At 46.8% G+C, this 20,070-nt stretch carries 14 protein-coding genes; 6 read left to right on the top strand and 8 right to left on the bottom strand.

The genetic code is table 11. From position 1 onward, the window contains the following. The first annotated feature begins 32 nt into the window (after positions 1 to 32). Positions 33 to 1,193 carry an HlyD family secretion protein gene (locus tag A4R26_RS07345; RefSeq protein ID WP_081162977.1) on the top strand — a complete coding sequence of 387 codons (1,161 nt, stop codon included), beginning with the start codon at positions 33 to 35 and terminating at the stop codon, positions 1,191 to 1,193. Beyond that, the gene (locus A4R26_RS07340; protein WP_081162972.1) at positions 1,183 to 3,429 is read left to right on the top strand and encodes a peptidase domain-containing ABC transporter; all 2,247 of its coding nucleotides are present in this window, start codon (positions 1,183 to 1,185) and stop codon (positions 3,427 to 3,429) included. Before A4R26_RS07345 ends, A4R26_RS07340 begins: the two co-directional genes overlap by 11 nt. Before the next feature lie 83 nt (positions 3,430 to 3,512). On the opposite strand, the gene A4R26_RS07335 is transcribed toward A4R26_RS07340, so the two are convergent. Next, on the bottom strand, positions 3,513 to 6,848 hold the full coding sequence (locus A4R26_RS07335; protein WP_081162967.1) for a zinc-dependent metalloprotease: 3,336 nt from the start codon (positions 6,846 to 6,848) through the stop codon (positions 3,513 to 3,515). Between the two features lie 323 nt (positions 6,849 to 7,171). On the opposite strand from A4R26_RS07335, the gene A4R26_RS07330 reads away from it, so the two are divergent. Further along, positions 7,172 to 8,014: a ThuA domain-containing protein gene (locus A4R26_RS07330; RefSeq protein ID WP_081162963.1), complete on the top strand. Its 843-nt coding sequence runs from the start codon at positions 7,172 to 7,174 to the stop codon at positions 8,012 to 8,014. Positions 8,015 to 8,044: 30 nt separating this feature from the next. Beyond that, positions 8,045 to 8,854 (top strand): DUF1206 domain-containing protein, encoded by an 810-nt coding sequence (locus A4R26_RS07325; protein ID WP_081162959.1) that lies wholly within the window; start codon positions 8,045 to 8,047, stop codon positions 8,852 to 8,854. Positions 8,855 to 8,870: 16 nt separating this feature from the next. Here the strand turns inward: A4R26_RS07325 and A4R26_RS07320 are convergent, their stop codons facing one another. The 7 genes from A4R26_RS07320 to A4R26_RS07290 all read right to left on the bottom strand — a co-directional run bounded on the left by A4R26_RS07320 (position 8,871) and on the right by A4R26_RS07290 (position 17,236). After that, a complete protein-coding gene (locus A4R26_RS07320; RefSeq protein WP_081163046.1) occupies positions 8,871 to 9,785 on the bottom strand; it encodes an SMP-30/gluconolactonase/LRE family protein in 915 nt (304 codons plus the stop codon). A 128-nt stretch (positions 9,786 to 9,913) separates the two neighbouring features. Continuing rightward, positions 9,914 to 11,638, bottom strand: a complete 1,725-nt coding sequence (locus A4R26_RS07315) for a thiol-activated cytolysin family protein (protein WP_081162955.1) — start codon at positions 11,636 to 11,638, stop codon at positions 9,914 to 9,916. Positions 11,639 to 11,739: 101 nt separating this feature from the next. Continuing rightward, positions 11,740 to 12,516 (bottom strand): TapB family protein, encoded by a 777-nt coding sequence (locus A4R26_RS07310; RefSeq protein ID WP_081162951.1) that lies wholly within the window; start codon positions 12,514 to 12,516, stop codon positions 11,740 to 11,742. 49 nt (positions 12,517 to 12,565) lie between these two features. Next, entirely contained in the window at positions 12,566 to 13,024 is a 459-nt protein-coding gene (locus A4R26_RS07305) for a hypothetical protein (protein ID WP_081162946.1), read from the bottom strand. Between the two features lie 31 nt (positions 13,025 to 13,055). Beyond that, on the bottom strand, positions 13,056 to 14,156 hold the full coding sequence (locus tag A4R26_RS07300; RefSeq protein ID WP_081162941.1) for an OmpA family protein: 1,101 nt from the start codon (positions 14,154 to 14,156) through the stop codon (positions 13,056 to 13,058). 184 nt (positions 14,157 to 14,340) lie between these two features. Next, positions 14,341 to 14,976, bottom strand: a complete 636-nt coding sequence (locus tag A4R26_RS07295; RefSeq protein ID WP_081162937.1) for a response regulator transcription factor — start codon at positions 14,974 to 14,976, stop codon at positions 14,341 to 14,343. 43 nt (positions 14,977 to 15,019) lie between these two features. Beyond that, the gene (locus tag A4R26_RS07290; RefSeq protein ID WP_081162934.1) at positions 15,020 to 17,236 is read right to left on the bottom strand and encodes a tetratricopeptide repeat-containing sensor histidine kinase; all 2,217 of its coding nucleotides are present in this window, start codon (positions 17,234 to 17,236) and stop codon (positions 15,020 to 15,022) included. A 126-nt stretch (positions 17,237 to 17,362) separates the two neighbouring features. Between A4R26_RS07290 and A4R26_RS07285 the strand changes: the two genes are divergently transcribed. After that, positions 17,363 to 18,493 carry an ABC transporter ATP-binding protein gene (locus A4R26_RS07285; protein WP_081162931.1) on the top strand — a complete coding sequence of 377 codons (1,131 nt, stop codon included), beginning with the start codon at positions 17,363 to 17,365 and terminating at the stop codon, positions 18,491 to 18,493. A gap of 32 nt (positions 18,494 to 18,525) precedes the next feature. Further along, complete coding sequence (locus tag A4R26_RS07280; RefSeq protein ID WP_133054578.1) at positions 18,526 to 19,989, top strand: hypothetical protein; 1,464 nt, start codon at positions 18,526 to 18,528, stop codon at positions 19,987 to 19,989. Positions 19,990 to 20,070: the final 81 nt, after the last annotated feature.

The following is a 20,070-nucleotide window of genomic DNA, read 5'->3' as shown; positions in this document are numbered from 1 at the left end:
GTTTAGCTGTTATACTTCATTTAGAGGAAATTATGCCTGAATCAAACAGGGTCTATCCGGCCAATGACGCTTCCTGTTATATTGAAGCGCATTACCGCAATAACCGTAGTGGCAGCCTTGTGTTGTATTGGTTGTTGCTGGGATTGTTTATAATATCATTCATTCTCCTGTTCATAGTACGCGTGGATATCAGTGTAAGAAGTGCCGGTTTATTTAAAGCCGCCCGTGAGCGCACCGAAATACGAAGTCTTGTTGCCGCTACCGTAGAAAAACTGCTTGTGCGGGAAAACGATCATGTTACGGCCGGCTCGCCACTGGTGCAACTGCTCTCCAATTCCGTAAGCGATAAACATTCGGCAATTGACTCCCGGCGAAACGAACTGGTAAAACAACAACAGGACCTTCAGCAATTGCTGAAAGGCAGAACACAACGGCTGCAGTCAAAATTATATCTACAGGAACGGATCGTTTATGCCAACAGGATAAATGAGATCAGTATCCGCCTCGGAGTAGCCCATAAGAATTATAACCGGTATAGAGAACTGTACCGCGAAAAAATTATTTCTACCGTAGAGTTTGAAAAAATAGAAGCCGAATACAAAACGGTGCAAAGCGAATTGTCGCTGGTAAAAGCGGAACAACGCGACAAATGGCAGTCGGCACTCACACAACTGAATCAGCAGTTGCAGGATGTACAGGCGCAACATACGGCCAATGCCGAAGAAAAGGACCTGTATACCATTCGTTCTCCCACATCGGGTTTTGTTCAGCAGTTAAAAGGCATCGACCGGGGCAGCCTGCTCACCGCCGGTGAGTTGATCGGTGAGGTTAGTCCCGACTCGGGGCTGCTGGCGGAAATATACGTACCGCCCAAAAATATCGGTTACATTCATGAAGGTATGGCTGTGCGGATGCAGATAGATGCTTTCGATTATAACGTATGGGGCATGGCATCAGGAAGAGTAAGGTCGGTTTCCCGCGATATTTTCATCCAGAACCGGCAGCCGTTGTTCAGGGTGTGGTGCGAGATCGCCAGTCCTGTGCTTAAATTAAAAAATGGCTATACGGGCATGGTAAAAAAGGGCATGACGGTACAGGCCCGCTTCCTGGTTACACGACGAACATTGTTCCAGTTGCTGTTCGATAAAGCCGACGATTGGCTAAACCCTAATCTTACACCTGATGAACACTGATAGTAATATACCGCAGGCGTCAAAAAAGCCGGGGTTTCGAAAAAGATGGTGGCGAACACAGCGCAGGTATCTGGTTAAACAACATGACCTCACAGACTGCGGCGCCGCCTGTCTTGCTTCGATCGCTGCTTTTTATGGTCTTCGCCTTCCCATAGCGCGCATACGTCAATATGCAGGTACCGACCTCAAAGGAACCAATGTGCTGGGTTTAATAGAGGCCGCTACCCGCATCGGGTTTTCAGCAAAGGCCGTTAAAGGTGCTTTTGATAGCATTTACACATTGCCTCACCCGGTTATAGCACATGTAATTATCGACCAGCGATTGCAGCATTATGTGGTTGTATATGAGGCATCGCCCAAAGGCATTCGTATTATGGACCCCGCAAAGGGTACTATGAAGGTAATGCCGCCCGATGAGTTCAAAAAAATATACACGGGTATTGCCATCCTGCTGGCGCCGGCTGACAGTTTTTCACCGGGCCATGGCGCCAAAACCGTCACAGACCGTTTTCGTTCGCTGTTACAACCGCATATGCCCATGTTGCTCCAGATCATTCTGGGCGCCATGGTGTATACGCTGCTGGGGCTTTGCACGTCTGTTTACCTGCAAAAGATCATCGACTATGTGCTGCCCGATGGTAACCGGAACCTGTTGAACCTGATGGGCCTGTTGATGGTCTTCATTTTATTGTCGCAGTTATTTATCAACTATATGAAAGGCCTGTTGACAATAAGAACGGGTCAGCAAATTGATGCAAGGCTTATTCTGGGGTACTATAAACATTTGTTGCGTTTGCCCCAGCAGTTCTTCGATACCATGCGGGTAGGGGAGATCGTTTCCCGCATGAACGATGCGGTAAAGATCAGGGTCTTTGTAAATGAAGCGCTCATCAACCTGGCGGTGAATATCTTCATCCTGGTATTTTCATTTGCCATGATGTTCACTTCCTACTGGAAGCTGGCGCTGATCTTATTTACGGTGGTGCCGCTGTATGCGCTGATCTATTATTATTCCAACAAATTCAATAAACGTACGCAACGCAGCCTGATGGAAAGATCGGCCGACCTGGAAGCGCAACTGGTAGAATCGGTAAATGCCATTGGCACCATCAAACGGTTCGGGCTCGAGGAGTACTCAAATATCAAAACCGAAACCCGCTTTGTGCGATTGCTGCAAACCATTTTCCAGAGCGGAAGGAATTCGCTGATCGTAGGCAGCAGCGGCCAGTTCGTTTCGGGCATGTTTACAGTGGTATTGTTATGGGCCGGCAGTTCCTTTGTGCTAAACCGCCAGTTGACGGCAGGTGAGCTCCTGGGTTTTTATGCGCTCATGGGGTATTTTACCGGGCCGGTGGTAGCGCTTATAGGCATGAACAAAACAATGCAGGACGCCTTGATAGCGGCCGACCGGTTGTTTGAAATTATGGACCTTGAAGTTGAGTCTTCAGCCAATACCACTACGCTTACCAGGGATATGATGGGCGATATCGGGTTCAAAAATGTTCACTTCAGGTATGGCACCCGCGAAAATGTTTTCAAAGGTTTGAACCTCACCATTTCAAAAGGAAGTATTACGGCGATTGTCGGCGAAAGCGGCAGCGGTAAAACCACCCTGTTATCGCTGGTGCAGCATATTTATCCTTTGCAGTCGGGCAGTATACAGATCAACGGGCTTGATATTAAATATATAGATCCTTTCAGTTTGCGCACGCTGGTAAGTGTAGTGCCCCAGCAGGTACACTTATTTGCGGGGTCGGTTGTTGAGAATATCGCGCTCGGCGAAATGGAACCGGATATGAAGAAGGTTATTGGCATCTGCCGTCAGTTGGGTATTCTTGAATTTATTGAAGGATTGCCTGGCGGGTTTACGACCTGGATCGGGGAGAACGGCATGAGCCTTTCGGGCGGACAACGGCAACGTATTGCCATAGCGCGCGCGCTTTATAAGGAACCCGAACTGTTGATCCTCGATGAAGCTACTTCTTCGCTTGATTCATTATCGGAGCAATATATACAGCATGCCATTTGTGCATTACGGGATGGCGGCAAAACCATTTTACTGATCGCCCACCGGCTGGGTACCGTAATGAATGCCGATAAGATCGTTGTGATGAGCCGGGGTGATATTATAGAAGAAGGAACGCATGATGAATTGCTGGCAAAAGAAGGTGCGTACTTCAATTTGTGGGAGCAGCAGATGTATGGCAACAGGAAACCGGTGAATGGAAGCGTATAGAAGAACAAATTCATTAAAAGAAAAGGGCATTCAACTCCAATGAATTGAATGCCCTTCTTTTTTATTTCGGGTTTTTAGTTGTATTATTCTTTCACGAATCTGGCATTATAACTGTCACCGCTGCTGACTACCTGCACTACATAAATGCCTTTGGGCAGAATAGCCGCCGGTATTGTATACTGGTTGTCGCCGGTTTGCGCTGACAAACTATTCTGATAAACAAGGCTGCCCGTGCTGTTGAAAATGCGCACGTTTACTGTTTCTACCTTCGGAGCATTGTATGAAAGGGTGAAAGACGACCTTACCGGGTTGGGATAAACTGACAGGGCCGATGCATTCTTCTGCATATTCACACCTGCAATATTGCTCAGGGTTGAGCTGCCGTCTTTATCAACCTGTTTAAGCCTGTAATAGTTCCATGCGGTCATGGGTGTATTGTCGTTCAACGCATATTCAATACTTGCGCCGTCATTGTCATGGGCCTGCATGGTACCGACCAGTTCGTTGAAATCGCTGTTGTTGGCCGAACGCCAGATCTCGAAATGACTGATATTCGGCGAAGCGGCAGACCATTTCAGGTTTACCACCTTTCCTGCTTTGCCGGCCTTTAACTGCAGCGATTGTGAAAACAATACCGAGGTTATGGTTACAGGCACTACCGTAGAAGCCAGGCTGCTGCAAAGCGTTGCCGGGTTATACAATACATCGTTCCTGAACGTTGTAAAGGAAGTTCCTATGTATGAAGTAAAGGTAGCGGCCGAAATACCCGTTGAATGGGAAAGGCCATATACCGAATAGCTTGTGCCTATCGGGTAGTCGGCGGCATTGCTAAGGTCGGCGCCGGCGTCGAAAGCCTTAATAAGCCCCGTAGCGTTGTCAACTATCACATATGTATAAGTGAATCCTGCGCCGGGATTCGGCGTGTTGTTGAACAGTGCGCCTGGTCCCGTAACGTTGATCGTATAGTCGCTTGGTAAGTTCGGGCTGCCATTGTCGAAAGTGCCCACTGCCATGGTATAGTACGTGCCTGCAGTTAAAGTAGCTGAATAGTTCGAAACAAAATTTACCAATCCATTATACCGGCCGCTTGAATTGATGAAGTTGGTACATGGGCTGCCGGGCACAAAATTGTCTGAATACAGGTTGAATACCTGTAAACCGGTGCCGCCGATGCGGGTAAAGGTATATGAACCGCTTACGCTGGGGGTAAACCGGTAGGTGTCGTACTGGAACACGTTCCCGAATTGTATACAGCCATTAGTAGCGGTGTTAACTACGGTAAGGTTAGCGGTGGGGTCGGTATCCCTCAGCGAACCGCTGATGGTTACAGGTGAACCATAGTTGGGTGACAGGCTTAGGTTAAGCGAGGGATCGCCGGCAACACCGGTAACGGAGGTGCCTGGCGAGAAGGAAGCTCCATTGGCCAAGCAACTGCTGGTGATGGTGATATCGGCAGTATTGATATTGAAGAAGATGTTATCACGTGCTTTTACCATTATGCGGCCAATACTTGTAGGAAGGCTGGGAACGGTAATATTTTCCGTGCCGTCGTTGGCAGTATTGGCAAGCAGGGTATCGGTGAAAGTTACACCGCCATCGGTAGAAAATATAATGTCAACATTCGAACAGCTGACGGGTGCTGTATTGGAACCCGCTACATTCCAGGTAACGGTTTCAGTATTGCTGCCGTTGGCCGTCCAGTTGGAGGCTGTGTTTTGTGAAGTGACGATAAAGGGGCCTGCGGCGGCATTGGTATTTACCGCCACGTTTGTATTGGCCGTGCAACCGCCGCCGCTTGCTGCATCGCGCACCATTACCTGGAAGTTCATGGTGCGGGTAACGGAGGGCAATACTTCATAAGTTGTCGCAGCACCGCTCACGATGTCGGCCAGGCGCGGAAACACCCGGGTACTGCTTGTCGAAAGCGGGTAAGAGCGGAAGTTTGGTCCGCCGGTAGCCGTAGAAGAAGGAGGCGCAGTAGTGGTAACGTTTGCATCCATTTGCTCCCAGTTGTAAGATAATGTATTGGCATTCGCATCTGCACCGGTAGCTGTAAGCATAAACGGCGTAGATACCGGAATGGTATAAGATGCCGCCGGTACCGAAACGGTGGGCGCCGCGTTGCTCATTGCGGTTGGTGTGCGGCAGGTGGCATTGTTGATGGCATAATCCATCATCTGCAAAATGCTGCCGCCATGAAAATACAGGTCTGAATTGTTCTGGTAAGAATTACCTGAACAAACGCCGGCATACGCCATAATGGTTGAACCGCCACCGGGTTCATACGCGGTAGAAGCGGTTACATTACCCGAGCATCCGCCATTGGTTGCCGACATGGTATGGGTAACATTGAACTGGTGCGCCATTTCATGGGCCACCGTACCCACGAATACCGGGCCCTGCGGGCCCGGGGTAGGGTTGGCGCCTGTACCGAAGGTAAGGCCTGCAGCGCCGCGGCCTTTAAAACTGTTGTTACACACAACACCTAAAGCTGCCAGGCCGCCGTTCCAGCCATTGTTCAGTACAAGGCCTTCGTCATAGTTGCCGTTACCCAGGGCAGCGTTTATAATTGTATGGTTGGTGGTCAATGTAGTACCGCTGGGAAATCCTTCGGTAGGATACGGGTCGGTAGCTGCATCGGTAAAAATGATGCTGTTATCGCTTACCAGGGTGAATGTAATGCCCGCATCCCGTTCGTATATGGCAGTTACATCGTTCACAAGGATACCGATATGGGTAAGCGCCTGCGCCTGCGTACCGCCTGCCCAGGTTGTATACTCTCCGGTAACGGCAATGGCCAGCCTGTAATTACGCAGTTGGCAGTCGCCGGCCAGTACGGCCTCAACACGGCCGTTGTTCTTTTGTTCAAGCTCTTCTTTTACGTTGCACAGTAAAGGCTGGGTAAAAGGAATATCTTTCACATAATATACCATATGTACATCCGGAAAATCGGGACTGACAGGGCTGATATAAGCGTTGCCGTTCTCTGAAAAAATAAAACCGGTAACGCCGTGTTCGGTAATTGTCAACCGGCCCTGAATACCATGCGTAACCGGATCTTTCAATTCGTAAGTTTTAAAACCGGTGAGTTGTTTTGCGAGCGCATCGGATAATACAGGCGATTCGGTAAAAGCGCTCGAAAGGGTTTTCCCATTGACAGGTAACGGTAGTGTTACACGAACAGGCGATATCGAAGAACGAATGCCTGGTTTTACCAGGGGGGCCTGCAACTGTAACTGTTGCATTTTGGTCCGGTTCAGCTTTACCAGTTCATATTTGACAGGAATGGCTGAAACTGCGGAACGGCCATTAAGGTAAGGTTGAATAACGCTTTTTGAAACAGGGGACCAAAGACCGTCTTGTGCGGTAGCATGCAAGATCGGCAGGCTGGTCGCTAGCAAAAGCAGCAGTCTGCGCATAGAGTAAGGACGTTTAAGGTGAATTTTTATATAGGAAAAATGTATTTATCTGGTCTTATTGGTGTAGTATGGCCTTTCCCCGCTGGTTCTTCATCAAAGGATAAGTATAAACGTGTAAAATGAACAACTATTGTCAGATTTTAATTTGTATTTCAGCTAATCAGAGTTTAATATGTTGAAAATATTTCGTATAGGCTGCGTTATAATCTGCCTCCCTTTCATTGTATGGCTGCTACGCGGTGAAGAATGCCGGAAGTAATGAAAATGACGGGTTTGCGGTGATCTTCAACAGATCATTATCTTTATCATAAGAACTTCTGGCTATGAACAAATATAAAAAAACGATTGCCTGTTTTTTATTCACATTCGTCACACTTCAGCTTGTTGCGCAGAAGAAGATAAACTGGAAAAAACTGGCCGTTCTGGTGTATACCAGAAATGGACCGGGATATGTGCATGCCAATATTCCGGCGGCGGTAAGTTGTATCCAAAAACTGGGGCGGCAATATGGGTTCCTGGTCGACACTTCGGGCAACCCGGCTGTAATGACAGAAGGCAATCTGAAACGATACAACCTGGTTATCTTTCCCAGCACCAATAATGATGTGTTTGACAACGAAACACAACGGCTTGCTTTCAGGCGTTATATCGAAGCCGGTGGCGGGTTTGTGGGAATTCACTCCGTTTTGGGAACGGAACGTAACTGGAAATGGTTCAAGATGATGCTGGGCGGCAGCTTTGCCTGGCATCCCAGATTTCAAAAGCTTACGGTAAAAACGATCGATACAAAACACTCCTCAGTTCAGGGCATTCCCAAAAATTGGATCAAAGAAGACGAAATGTACTTTGCCAGGGAACTATACCCCGGCCCAAAAGTTGTAATGGCATTTGATATGACTTCATTGACGATTACCGATACTGCGCAAACCGCACTGATCAAAAAACATGCAGGTGGTTATGCCGAATTGTATCCCGCCGTTTGGGTAAATGATTACGATGGCGGCTATACCTGGTGCTCGGTGCTGGGGCATGATGCTAAGGATTACAGCGAACCGGTTTTTGTGCAGCATATCATGCAGGGCATTCGCTATGTGGCGGGCCGGGCAGGTGTAAAAGATTACAGCAAGGCATATGCCGTTACATATGATGAACCGGTGAAGTATTAAAGCTATTTTCACATTCGATATTGAAGTTATATGGCGAAGTCGGGAAAAAAGACCATCATTCATTACCTGCCTGTATACGGTTGTATTGCAACCGGTATCATTTATGCTGCCATTGGTGTAATTGCCATTCTCTCTTTTTTAAAACTGCGGCATGGCGGGGCAGATGAAGCCAGTATGATGGCCATACTCGCCAAATATCTGGCCGGAAAAATAGTGATCTGGATTATTTTGCTGGGCACGCTTTGTTATATCGTATGGCGGTTTTATGAAACGGTCACCGATCCATATGATTATGGAAAAAACTGGAAAGGCATCGTTAAAAGAGGCGGTATTGCATTGAGCACTATAGCCGATATCCTGATCGTATTTGCCGCTGTACGGGTATTATTGGGCTCCGGCAATATTCAGTCCGATGGGCAACCAAAGGAAGAACGGGCCATGGTGCAAAAATTACTGAGCGGCCCGGGGCCATGGCCGGTTATAACAATTGGTTTGATTTATCTGCTGACCGCCCTTGTTCAATTGTGGTATGGCGTCACCCGGGGATACCGCGAGCGGGTAAATATAGATCGTTTTTCCGCTTTTTTCCGCTATACAGTGCATGCACTGGCATGGGCCGGGTATGCGGGCCGCGGTATCATTCTCGGCATCACCGGGTTTTTCTTTGTAAAGGCCGGTATTACCGAAAACGCCCGGCACGTTGTGAACACAGATAAAGCATTTGATTTTATCGGCGATAATATAGGGCACGTTTATTTTATTATCGTAGCTGTTGCCACCATTTGTTACGGCCTGTTCATGTTTGCGCAGGGCGTGGCGTATGATACGGATAAGGATTGAGCGATCACGATCGTACTTACTCAACTCCCTTCACCTTCATATCCAGTACATATACTCCTTCAGAGGCGGTGATGAATAGTTTATTCCGGTGTTTGCCGCCGAATGCTACGTTGGCGGTCCATTTTTCGGGAATGGGAATATTTTTTATGCGTTGGCCCTGCTTGTTGAATACGGTAACGCCTCTGCCGGTAAGATACACATTGCCTTTATTATCGAGCGTTATGCCATCGGAGCCAATAGGCGCAAAAAGCCGGGCATTGCTTAACGAGCCGTCTTTGCCGATCGTGTACCGGTATGTTTTGTTTCCTTTAATGTCGGCAACATATAAAAATTTTCCATCGGCAGTGCCCACAATACCATTGGGGCGCTGGAGGCTGTCCACCACGGGTACCGGTGTTTTGCTGCCACGGCGAAGCACATAAACTTTTTCCGCTTCCATTTCAGGTTTGGTTCTTGTCCACCAACTGCGTTGGTAATAAGGATCGGTGAAATAAATATCGCCGCGGGGCGATACCCAGCAATCATTGGGGCCATTCAGTTTTTTCCCTTCGAGGTCATTGATCAGTACGGTTACTTTTTTATTCCGGTCTATTGACCATAACTGCATTTGCTCATCGGCACAGGAGATAAGATTGCCTTTATTATCGAAATCCAAACCGTTCGAGCGGCCGGCGCTATCGAGAAATAGCGCTATCGTGCCATCCGTCTTATAGATCCATATTTTGTTATTGGGCTGGTCGGTGAAATAAATATTGCCCTGTTTGTCGGTTGCCGGGCCTTCGGTAAAGCTAAAGTTACGGGCTACCAGTTGGGGAGTGGCCCCATCGGCAACGATGGCGGTATCGGGGGCGCCATCGCTTTGGGCTTTGGGAAATAACTGGCTGCAACAAAAGGAAACAATCAATAAAGCTTTGAGCATATTCATTTTCATATGACAAGTTTTCTGCCTTTTTACAGGCTTTGCCCGAATATCGTAAAAAAGAAGCGTATAAACTTCAAAAGCCTCCCGGGCGGCCGGGAAGCTTTTTTTCTTCATAAGGTATGTGCATATGAACGGGCTTATTGATTCGTTACCGTGAACAATGCATAGAAGCAATGCACGCGGTCGGTGTTTGAGCACCAGCGGCCGGCTACATAGGTACCGTACTTATAGTCGTTGGGTCTGGCTGCAATCATATCCGATCCTGCAAATACTTCATTCAGCATTTTGTCTACGATTTCAACCCGGTTCATACCATGAAAACCAAGGGCGGCAATGTCATTGTCTTTATGGTTGGTATTTATATTGCATTTGAACCGCAGCATGACCCGGTTTTCACTGGCCAGCAGGGGATTGATGGTAATGCTTTTGGTACCGTTGGCTATATTCTTTATTTCAGGTCTTAAGGTATTGCCTGCGCGAACGTCGGCATAGTTGATCACCGTACGGTTAGGTGCATTTGACGGGTGGCTCCACAAGGTAGTGCTGTACAGCATTTTCACAGGTGATTTCTGTGCATTGGTTTCCCAAACTTCAACGCCTACATTGCCCCAGGCATAACTGCAGTCGCCGCCATGAATGTCTTCCACCGCTACGTTATGCAGTTGGATCTTAATGCCTTTTGCCGGTGTGCAGTTTCTTTCCGTATACGTGGTGGTGCTGCGGGTTGAAGCCGTGGCATTGTCATTCAGGTATTTCAATTCATAGCTGATGGCAACCGGGGCTACGTTCGGATCGAGCCGCAAACCATTCTGTACATAATCGTCAAATGACTGCAACTGGTTTGCCGAAGTAAGGGTCATGGTATTGGCTGCATCGCCGCCGAAAAAGAAACCTCTTATCTCCATCGATGAAAGGGTTTTCTGGTAGTTCAACCGCGCATTGGCGCTCGCCGAAACAGAGCCGGAGCTATACGTAAAGTCCAGTGCGGCCTGTATAGCTTCCCGGCTTGAATCGGATGAGATCAAAATATAGCCCAGCCGGCCATAGTTCACCTTGTTTACATAAACAAGGTTAGGGAATGACGCGCTGTTGGCTGCCAGCAGTTTTCCGTCGGCCCTGTTGAGCATAACGGAAAAATATACCTGTGTTAGCTTGGCTATGAATACGTTTTTATTGGTTGCTTTCAGATAGTTGAGGCCTACGTTCAGGTCGGCGCCATAACCGGTAAAGCCGGCGCCAATTTCAAAAGCCAGTTGTTCTGAAGAGCTCATTGATTTTACTTCAACTGAGATGCGGCTGGCGTTCTTTACATTGCCGCCTTTTCTCATCAGTTCACCGATGCCGTCACTTACACCGCCCACACTGGGTTGTACATTTACGATAGAAGTACCGGAAAATGCGGCCGAATACAGATCGGTGGTTATGTCATACGGTTTTAATTCGAGGTTGGCGGGGGCGTTGTAGGTGCCCTCTATAAATGCGTTGTCGTAATAGATGGCGCCGGGATATACTTTGTCGTTTTGATTACCCAGTACGATCTTGGTAAAATCTCCTTTTTCTTCACTTACGATAGCGGTAGTGCAGTACCGGCCGTTTGCATCAGGGGCGGTTGCGCTTGTGCTGCGCGTAACATTTCTTGTGGCGCTGGTAGTGCCGCGTTGCATTCTGAAGGTGGGATTGCTGGCATTGGCGGGAACTATATACTTAATAGCTGTGCTTCCTTTTATAAGAAAGGGAATACTGCCTTTCAGTTTTATGGGAGTTAATTTTTTTATGGGGGTGATTTTTTTTGCCGGGGTTATCTGCGCCGAAAGTCCCGTACAAAACGCTATCAGGCAAACCAGTAAGAATAATTTTTTCATGTTTCCATTTTTAATTTTTGGCTAATGATTATAACACGTCAAAGATGGTAAGGATCTGCTCCTTTATCAACTACACAAGCATGTAGGTCGTTGCTTTCCCATTACCGTTTTACCGATACGACCTCGTTCTTCGACTGCAGTTTTCCGTTCTGGTACAATTCCATTTTAACAATTCCGAAATCGGGGGAGAACCAGGTAACGCCGGTAGTCTTCGTTCGATTGGTCATCGATTGCATCATCTTCTTTGCTTTTTCATCCAGTCCCGGAAAGTCGATTTCCATTTCAACCCGGTTACTGATCTTTAAACATTTCCAGGTACCGGCAGGTGTTGTTACTGTTTCTTTGCCTTCTACCTTTCGGTCTTTGTAATGGTATTTCATGGTCATCTTTTTCCGGCCTTTTATGATGGCCATGGTACCGCTTGCATCGGGCAGGGTTTCGCCGGCTGTAACGTTGATCGGGTATTCTATCAGCGAGGCTTCAAATTGAGCATCCTTGTCCTGGGCGGTGGAGCGCATCATGGAAGCGAGATCCAGGTAAATGCTTTTACCATCACACTTGTAATTGTACTTCATGTTGGTGATGTGTTTGCGGTCGCTGGTATCGCTGGCTTCCACGTAGGCTACCGTCATTCCATTCTCCTTTTTCACTTCTTTTATTTTGGTGTGCGTACTGCCCTGTACCTTCCCCGAGGCACTGTAGCTTTTTGCATAGATCTCTGCGCCGGGTTGAAAAAAGATCATGTTGGTGCAGGCAACCGGACTGCCGCCTGTTTTTTTCTCCTTTGCTATTGTGCTTTCCTGCGCAATGGCATTTTTAGTACGGTCGGTGCTATTACAGGCCGCAAGCAATGCGGCTATCCATAGAAGATCTTTCATTTGTAGGTTTTGTTGATTGTTTTATAAAGGAAGTGCTGCCTGAACAGGGTTAAAGGGAGGTGGTTGCAAAAACACCTGCTTCAATTTTTATCCTGTTGCCGTTCCTGTCCTGTAACTGTCCTTCAAAGGTTCCGTTCAGTAACAGGAATGCGCCTCGTTGCCTGGCGGTTTTTACGGTTATGGTAAGGTAATCGCCGGCCTGTCTCGCATAATAGGTTGTATGATCGATGGAAAATTCGGCTTTGCCTGTACGTGTATCGATTGAATACACGCCGGGGCCTTTTACGCCTTTCCATTCTGCGCCTATTACCATATTGTTATTGGCGCCGTTGATAAAGGCCTGGGACGTTTGTTGTACCGCATATCCTCTTGCATGTGTTGAATCGGCCGTATACAAATGTCCGTTTGCCCTGAAGCTGAGGGTGCCAATGGATGCACGGTTTATTGCTATTGCATTCAGTTGCATGGGAAGCCATAACAGCAATAGCATGTTCAGGTAGTTCTTCATGTAATTAAATTTCAGGTTGAACGTTTGCAGGTCAGAGCTTCACGAATTCTGTGACAAACCCTTTTATCTTTTGTCCGGTTTTACTGTTTTGCAGGGCACTGCTCTTTGTTTTTATTTTAGTGCTGACACCGGTTACAATACGGTCTATGTTCACATGAAATTTGTTTACCAGGTAGGTTTTCATCTTTTCTACTTTAAGTTTTACCTTTTCTTCGTTAATGGCGCCTGAACTGCTGTTGGTTACATCGCCTGTTCCTTCAGTTGGCATATAACCTCCCGGCTGTTGCTCCATACCATTGATCTGTACATTCAAATTGGGATCGGCTACCATGGCCTGTCCAAGGTTATCAAGCATGGGCAACGATTCCTGGGTAAGGGCATTGGTTTGTGGATTGAAATTGATATCGGTAGTAACAGCAGCGCCTTCTGTGAGCAATTGTTTAATTAGTAAACGGCGGGCATCTGCTTCACCGGCAGCGATCCTCACATTACTGATATAAACACCTTCCGGCGGGGCGGGGATGGAAGTACCACCGGCTATATAGAAATTATTACGGTATTCGGGTATCAGCAACTTGGGCATATCGATAACCTTTGTTTCATCGAGGTAAACCCGGAAGCGGGTTTTATTGATGGCGATGCCTACATGCAGAATGCGATCGATATAACCGTCCATGCTGAAATCGCGTTTTGAGCTTACATCCATTACATCTTTGTTAACGACCACATCGGGATAGCCGGTAAGGTTCTGTAATGTAACGCCGATGTTTTTGTAGCGAACATTTCCGGCTGCCACATCGCTGATGGGCGTAACGCCAAAGTGCACCCGGCAGGAGCCCTGTTTTACCACCAGGTCAAATTCAATGGTGCAATCCTCGGGGAGTTTCTTTTTGAGTTCCGGATTTACGGCTACGTTGCCGTTTATCTTCAGCCATTTTCCGGGAAAGCCGTCCAGTTCCACCACCGCGCCTTCGCTGTTGGTGCTCCAGCGCGCAGGGAAGTCACCAACAGGGTCGCGCAGGAAATTGTCTTCGAAGATCACATTGCCGCCCGGCATAAAATCTGATGACTGGGCAAACAGCGAACCAACTGTGCCGAGAAAGATCAGCACCGATGTAATTACCTTTTTCATTTGGTTTAAATATTTCCGTAAAACTAGGCTGGGGGAGGGCTTGAGGCAACTACATCATTATGTAGTGTAGAAGGAGAGGCAAACGGCAAACGTGAAACGCAAACCTCAGCGCGGCGTACGTCGGCAATCGGTAATTATAATCGCGAGGCCATTGACCATTGACCATTGACCATTCACCATTCACCTAAACGAGTTTATCCTTAATAGCCTTCGAAACCGCTTCAGTAGCGGAATGTACATGCAGTTTGTCGTAGATCTTTTTGATATGAAAACGTACGGTATCGATACTGATCTTCAATTCGCCGGCGATCATTTTATAACTGTACCCATTTACCAAAAATTTAAGGATGGCTGTTTCCTTATCGGTAAGATTGCTTTTTTCCTGTTCGGCGGTTTTTGCCTGTGGCACCATCATCAATACTTTTCTCGCTACGGAGCCCGTCATGGGAGCGCCGCCTTCCAGCACCATCCTGATGGCTGAAGATATTTCTTCCGTGGCATACCGCTTCAAAATATAGCCTGAAGCGCCGGCACAAATGGCGTTGAAGATATTTTCATTATCATCGAACACGGTGAGCATGATCACCGGTAGTTTGTCATCGATGCGGCTTATTTTTCGAACGGCTTCCACGCCATTGACAACCGGCATATCGATATCCATCAGCACCACATCGGGTTTCAGTTCCCTGATGTCTGTTTCAACCGTTTCTGCATTCGGCATGGCCGCCAGCAGCTCAAAACCCTGGTCTTCCGATATCAGGGTTTCCATGCTTGCACGCAAAGCTTCATTATCGTCGTATAGCAGCACTTTTATGACCATAAGCTAATATATAGGTTGCTGGTTATACCGGGCAACTACATGATCATGTAGTGGGAATGCGCAATGTTACTGCGGTTCCTTTACCCGGTTCAGAATGAATATCGCATTTACCTTTCAGCGAAATGGCGCGCGCCTGCATATTTTTCAGGCCGTTCGAAGAGGTTTGTTTACCCGGTTCGAAACCGCAGCCGTTATCAACCACCTGCAGTTGCAGATCGTTATCGATCTTTCCCAGCGTTACCTGTACTTCGGTAGCGCCGGCATACTTGGCAATATTGTTCACCGCTTCCCTGAATACAAGGAACAGGTCGCGGCGCTGGTTCATATCGAGGGTTTTGTCGAGCATGGCCGAGTCGATATTGATCACCGTATGAACGTTTTTCGATTCCAGTGTTTGTGCAACGTATTCCCGCATCCTGATCACCATGTTCTCCAGCTTGTCATTGTCAGGTTTTACCGCCCATACGATATCGCTGATGCCCTGTTGCACCGCGGCCGATTGCTCGGTTATCTTTTGCAGAAAGGATGATGTTTTTGCCTGGTCGCGCTGCAGGTTCTTTCCCGATACTTCCGATAAGATCATGATACTGGTAAGTGTAGACCCGATCTCATCGTGCAGGTCTTTCGCAATATCGTTACGCACCGCCAGCAGCGATTCCTGCTCTTTTATCTTTCTTCTGAGCTGGTAGCGGTTGAAAAGGAAATAACCCACCAGCACCAGCAATATTGCGGCGCCAAGAATAAAGTTCCTGGTAAGGTTTGAATTGCGCAGCTGTTTTTGCTGTAACTGTTTTTCTTTTTCGGCCAGTTGTAATTGTTGTTCATTGTTGCGTGCCAGCAGCAATTGTTTTTCCAGCTCTTCATCCTGTTGTTTTATTTTCAATGTCTGCAACTCTTTTGCTTTGCCAAGCAATTCTATTTCATTTTCCTTTCTGGCGGCTTCAAGCAGGTTGCCTTCCAGTAATGCCTGTTGTTTTTCTATCTGCAGCTGTTTTATCCGCTGCTCACTGGCCAGTTTCAGGATCTCATTGTCTTTCTTTTCCGTTTCGTATTCGATCTTCACTTTTTCTATATTGGTGAGGGCGCTGGCAATGGCAATGGTATCGCGGTAGCTGGTGTAGATCTTATAATACTGGTAGGCTTTTTCAAAATCATGGCGCCCAAAATAAAAGGCACTCATTTTTTCATAGGCATTCCCGGTATTTTCCAGGTTGCCGAGCTGTTTTGAAAGGCTCAGCCCCTTCTGATAAAATGCGATGGCGGTGGCGGAGTCGTTGGTGGAACTGGCGAGGTTCCCGGCTGAAATATACAACCGCGATAGCATCGTCTTGTTATCTGTTTCTTCAAACAGGGCAATCGATTTATTCTGCCAGGTAAGCGCGGGGCCGTATTGTTTTGTCTTTACAAAAAAGGTTGACATACCCGAGTAGGCTGCCGCTCTTAATTTGATGTTATTTATTTTTTCCGCCAGGGTAACTGCCCTGTTCAGGTGATCGAGCGAAAGGTTCAACGAGTCTTTGAGCAGGTATAGTTGTCCAATATTGATGTGAGGAATGATGAGGCCCTGGATATCCTGCTGTTTTTCGCGGTGCCAGATGCTTTTCTTTTGAAAATCTATGGCATCGTTCGTTTGCCCCATCAGGTAGTAAATGGAAGATATATTGCTGTAGGTTTCACCCATGCCCGGATGATGATCGTGTTTTTCGTATAACCGCAGGGCTTTGAAGAACCAGTTCATGGCCTCGTTCTTTTTGCTCAGGTTCATATAAATAGAAGCCATGTTGCCGTATACCTCTGCCGTTTTTAACGATTGTTCTTTGGTGAGCCGCATATCGAGCACCGCTAAAAAATGATCGGCAGCTTCTCCATTCTTTCCATGTTCAAGCAGGTAAACTCCTTCGCGGGTTCTTACGCTTATTATAAGGGTAGTGTCTTTGAACTGCGTTGCTATGGGTAAGATCAGCGAATCGTATCTTCTTACGTGTGGAAATTTTCCGTTGGCCATCATTACTTCGCCAATGATATCCCAGGCGGCGGCCGACAATAATTTGAGATTGTTCTTTTCGGTCAGTTGCAGCACCTGGTTGCATTTGCCAATGGCCGAATCGTATAAATTTTTTTTGAAGAGCGCGTTTGCCTGGTCAAGTGAATGACGAATGGAAGCGGTATCGACTGGTGAGAACTTCTTTTGGCAAAAGCAGGTATGAGAGAAAAGAAGTGCTGGTATCAGCAGAAGTGTTTTGGCGGGCAAGAACTTCATATGATAAAAATAGGTTATCTATTTTAGGAAATTAGCACTAATTTATGAAAATAAGGAGAGATGCTTTTACGTTGGTATTTCCATTTACCGTTTTTTACCTGCATCTTTATATCAACCTAATACCCAATGCACAAAAGAATTGCTGAAATTCAATCCTACCTACAGCATAATGATCATTCGTTAGCAGTTAGAAGAATTTTGGATGCCTCCCTCGATACGGCGGATCTGTCGTTACTGAAAGAAGCCATAGCGTTTAGCCGGCTTTACCGGCAATATAAGGACGCAGGTTTACCGCCGGCATTCATTGAATCGGCCAATAGCCTGTTGAACAGGATCGATCAGGTTGCTGAACGGTTTACCGAAAGAACAGCACCGCTGGTAACGGCCTCCCAGATCAGTAAAACATACAGTTCAGGCAATTTCAGCCTGCAACCGATCAGCCTGCAGGTGAATACCGGTGATGTTTTGGGCATCGTAGGGGAGAATGGTAACGGTAAAACCACCCTGTTACGTTGTATGGCCGCACAACTTGCCCTTACTTCGGGTGAACTGCAGTTTGCACAGTTGGAAAATCCTGATCATTACGAAATAAAACACCACCTCGCATTTATTCCGCAACGCATTCCACGATGGTTCGGTTTGTTGAAAGATAACCTGCATTTCTCCGCTGCCATTTCGGGCGTAAAGGGAGAAGAGAATGAGGTGATGGTCGACTTTATGCTGGAGCGGCTCGATCTCACACCTTATGCCCACCTTACCTGGAACCAGATCAGCAGCGGTTACCGTACCCGGTTTGAGATTGCGCGCATCTTATTGCAGAAGCCGAAACTGCTGATCCTCGATGAGCCGTTGGCCAACCTCGATATCAATGCACAGCAAAGTATACTCACCGATCTGCGGTTCATGGCCAAATCGGTGCATAACCCCATGGGTATATTGCTCAGCTCACAGCAATTGCATGAAGTGGAAAAGATAGCCGACACGGTACTCCTGATCAAAAAAGGCTCCTGCCTTTTCAGAACGGGCGAGCAGGAAAAAACTGCCACCGCGTTTGTGATAGAGCTGGAAACAACGGTTAAAAGAGACCAGTTACTGAACGTGCTTGCCGCTGAGGGCGAAGTTCAGTTCAATGGCGGGTTCTACACTGTTTCTTCTGCTACTTTACCTGCGCAGGAGATGCTGGCGAAACTGGTTACCGCCGGTATTCCCATTTCCTATTTCCGCGATATCACCCATTCAACAAAACGATTCATTTAATATTACTACCCATGAATATAAAAAGACCCCTGATGCCAGGGTTTCTTAAAAGAGCCGACCAAAAATTATTGCTGAATAAACCCGGTATCTGGAGCACACGTGCCCACCTGGTAGTGTACTATGGTATTTTATTCCTTTTTGTACTGACTGTAATTTGCTTTCTTGAACCCAATGATCCGAGGGATTATTCAACCATGGAGGCCTGGATTGGTTTTGTATCGATCGTTTCAGGGATCGGCTTCATCGTCTGGATGATCTACCTGCTACGGTTTAACGTGTTCAAAAAATATGGTATCATTCATCCACTGCATGGGCTGGTGACATTTTTCTTGTATTTCATGGCTTCCGGAATACTGGTAAGTTTTCCCTATGTGCATCCCATAGTGGAAAGCGTTCGCGCAAATAATACTTATACCGACGAAGAAATTATTCGGGATGTCAATAATATCAATATAAAGATCTTCCAGGTTGAGTATGACAAGCTAAAGGAGCCGTGGCAATATCACCGGATTCAACTTGTTGCTTCTGTAAAAAAGGAAGTAAAGGATGAAAATGAGGTCGATGATCCGGTAACCAGTTATATTATCAATGATTACCGGTACGATTCATCGGATTTCTACACCAAAATAAATGAAGCCGATAGCATAGTTAAGGTAAAAGACTCTGTATACCTGGTGTATAATACACCCGACTATAGTTTTCTTTCTCCCTATCTGTATTGGTCAAAAGCGAATGATGATTTGTTGAGTGCATTTGAGATCTTTAAAAAAGTAAACGGGCATCCGCCCACACCGGCTGAGCGGGAAACTATCACTCGCGAACTTGATGTACTGCTTAAAAAATATTACTACAAACACTCGCGGTACTATTACAACGACGAAACTATAACCGGAAATGAACTTCCGCTGGAAATGATCCGGAAAAAATACCGCCTTGGCAAAATAGACAACAGCATTTCACATATCATGATGAAAAAGAGCCGGTGGCGTGGCAACGACAAGTATGCCTTTATGCGGGTGTTTTATTATGTTACCCTGGGCATTACATTGCTGATCTTTATTTTCAGGCATAGTTCTATCCGTACGTTTTGGCTGTCGGTGTTGACTGGTGTATTGCTCACGATCATTACAGCCATGATCCTCGGTTTTTCCCGGGCAGACGCCATCCATTTTTTGAGCTTCATGATCGTTTATGTTCTCTTATTTTTCTTTGGCAGTTTAGCTGTTTGGAAGGCCAAAAGAAGAATGGCTATAACCGGGATCTGTATCAATTTATTTGTGTTTATAGTGACAGCGTTTCCATTGCTGGTGTATGGATGGTGTTATGAGTACAAAAAATATCAGTTAGATCATGATGGATGGGTGTATAAAAATTTGTACAATTTTGAAGAATATGTCATTTATGCCGAAGTTGGCGGGGCTGTGATATTGCTGCTGCTGCTGGCAACCTATATCAGTAAAGTATACCGGCACTGGTTTGCTTTGCCGGAGGATTAAAGATGATCTTCGGCGCTTTTTGATCAAACAATAATTATTCCGCTTGTATATTTTTCACACCCCGGTACTGCAAAACCCGTT

Origin of the sequence: Niastella populi (genome assembly GCF_002078015.1) — a bacterium.
Classification (GTDB): Bacteria; Bacteroidota; Bacteroidia; order Chitinophagales; family Chitinophagaceae; genus Niastella; species Niastella populi.
The sequence above is the reverse complement of the archived record's forward strand: the minus strand, read 5'-3'. Positions and strand labels throughout refer to the sequence as shown.

Excerpts from the sequence above, each read along its gene's own strand:
- A4R26_RS07345 (WP_081162977.1), top strand. The coding sequence starts at position 33 with ATGCCTGAATCAAACAGGGTCTATCCGGCCAATGACGCTTCCTGTTAT.
- A4R26_RS07340 (WP_081162972.1), top strand. The coding sequence starts at position 1,183 with ATGAACACTGATAGTAATATACCGCAGGCGTCAAAAAAGCCGGGGTTT.
- A4R26_RS07335 (WP_081162967.1), bottom strand. The coding sequence starts at position 6,848 with ATGCGCAGACTGCTGCTTTTGCTAGCGACCAGCCTGCCGATCTTGCAT.
- A4R26_RS07330 (WP_081162963.1), top strand. The coding sequence starts at position 7,172 with ATGAACAAATATAAAAAAACGATTGCCTGTTTTTTATTCACATTCGTC.
- A4R26_RS07325 (WP_081162959.1), top strand. The coding sequence starts at position 8,045 with ATGGCGAAGTCGGGAAAAAAGACCATCATTCATTACCTGCCTGTATAC.
- A4R26_RS07320 (WP_081163046.1), bottom strand. The coding sequence starts at position 9,785 with ATGAAAATGAATATGCTCAAAGCTTTATTGATTGTTTCCTTTTGTTGC.
- A4R26_RS07315 (WP_081162955.1), bottom strand. The coding sequence starts at position 11,638 with ATGAAAAAATTATTCTTACTGGTTTGCCTGATAGCGTTTTGTACGGGA.
- A4R26_RS07310 (WP_081162951.1), bottom strand. The coding sequence starts at position 12,516 with ATGAAAGATCTTCTATGGATAGCCGCATTGCTTGCGGCCTGTAATAGC.
- A4R26_RS07305 (WP_081162946.1), bottom strand. The coding sequence starts at position 13,024 with ATGAAGAACTACCTGAACATGCTATTGCTGTTATGGCTTCCCATGCAA.
- A4R26_RS07300 (WP_081162941.1), bottom strand. The coding sequence starts at position 14,156 with ATGAAAAAGGTAATTACATCGGTGCTGATCTTTCTCGGCACAGTTGGT.
- A4R26_RS07295 (WP_081162937.1), bottom strand. The coding sequence starts at position 14,976 with ATGGTCATAAAAGTGCTGCTATACGACGATAATGAAGCTTTGCGTGCA.
- A4R26_RS07290 (WP_081162934.1), bottom strand. The coding sequence starts at position 17,236 with ATGAAGTTCTTGCCCGCCAAAACACTTCTGCTGATACCAGCACTTCTT.
- A4R26_RS07285 (WP_081162931.1), top strand. The coding sequence starts at position 17,363 with ATGCACAAAAGAATTGCTGAAATTCAATCCTACCTACAGCATAATGAT.
- A4R26_RS07280 (WP_133054578.1), top strand. The coding sequence starts at position 18,526 with ATGCCAGGGTTTCTTAAAAGAGCCGACCAAAAATTATTGCTGAATAAA.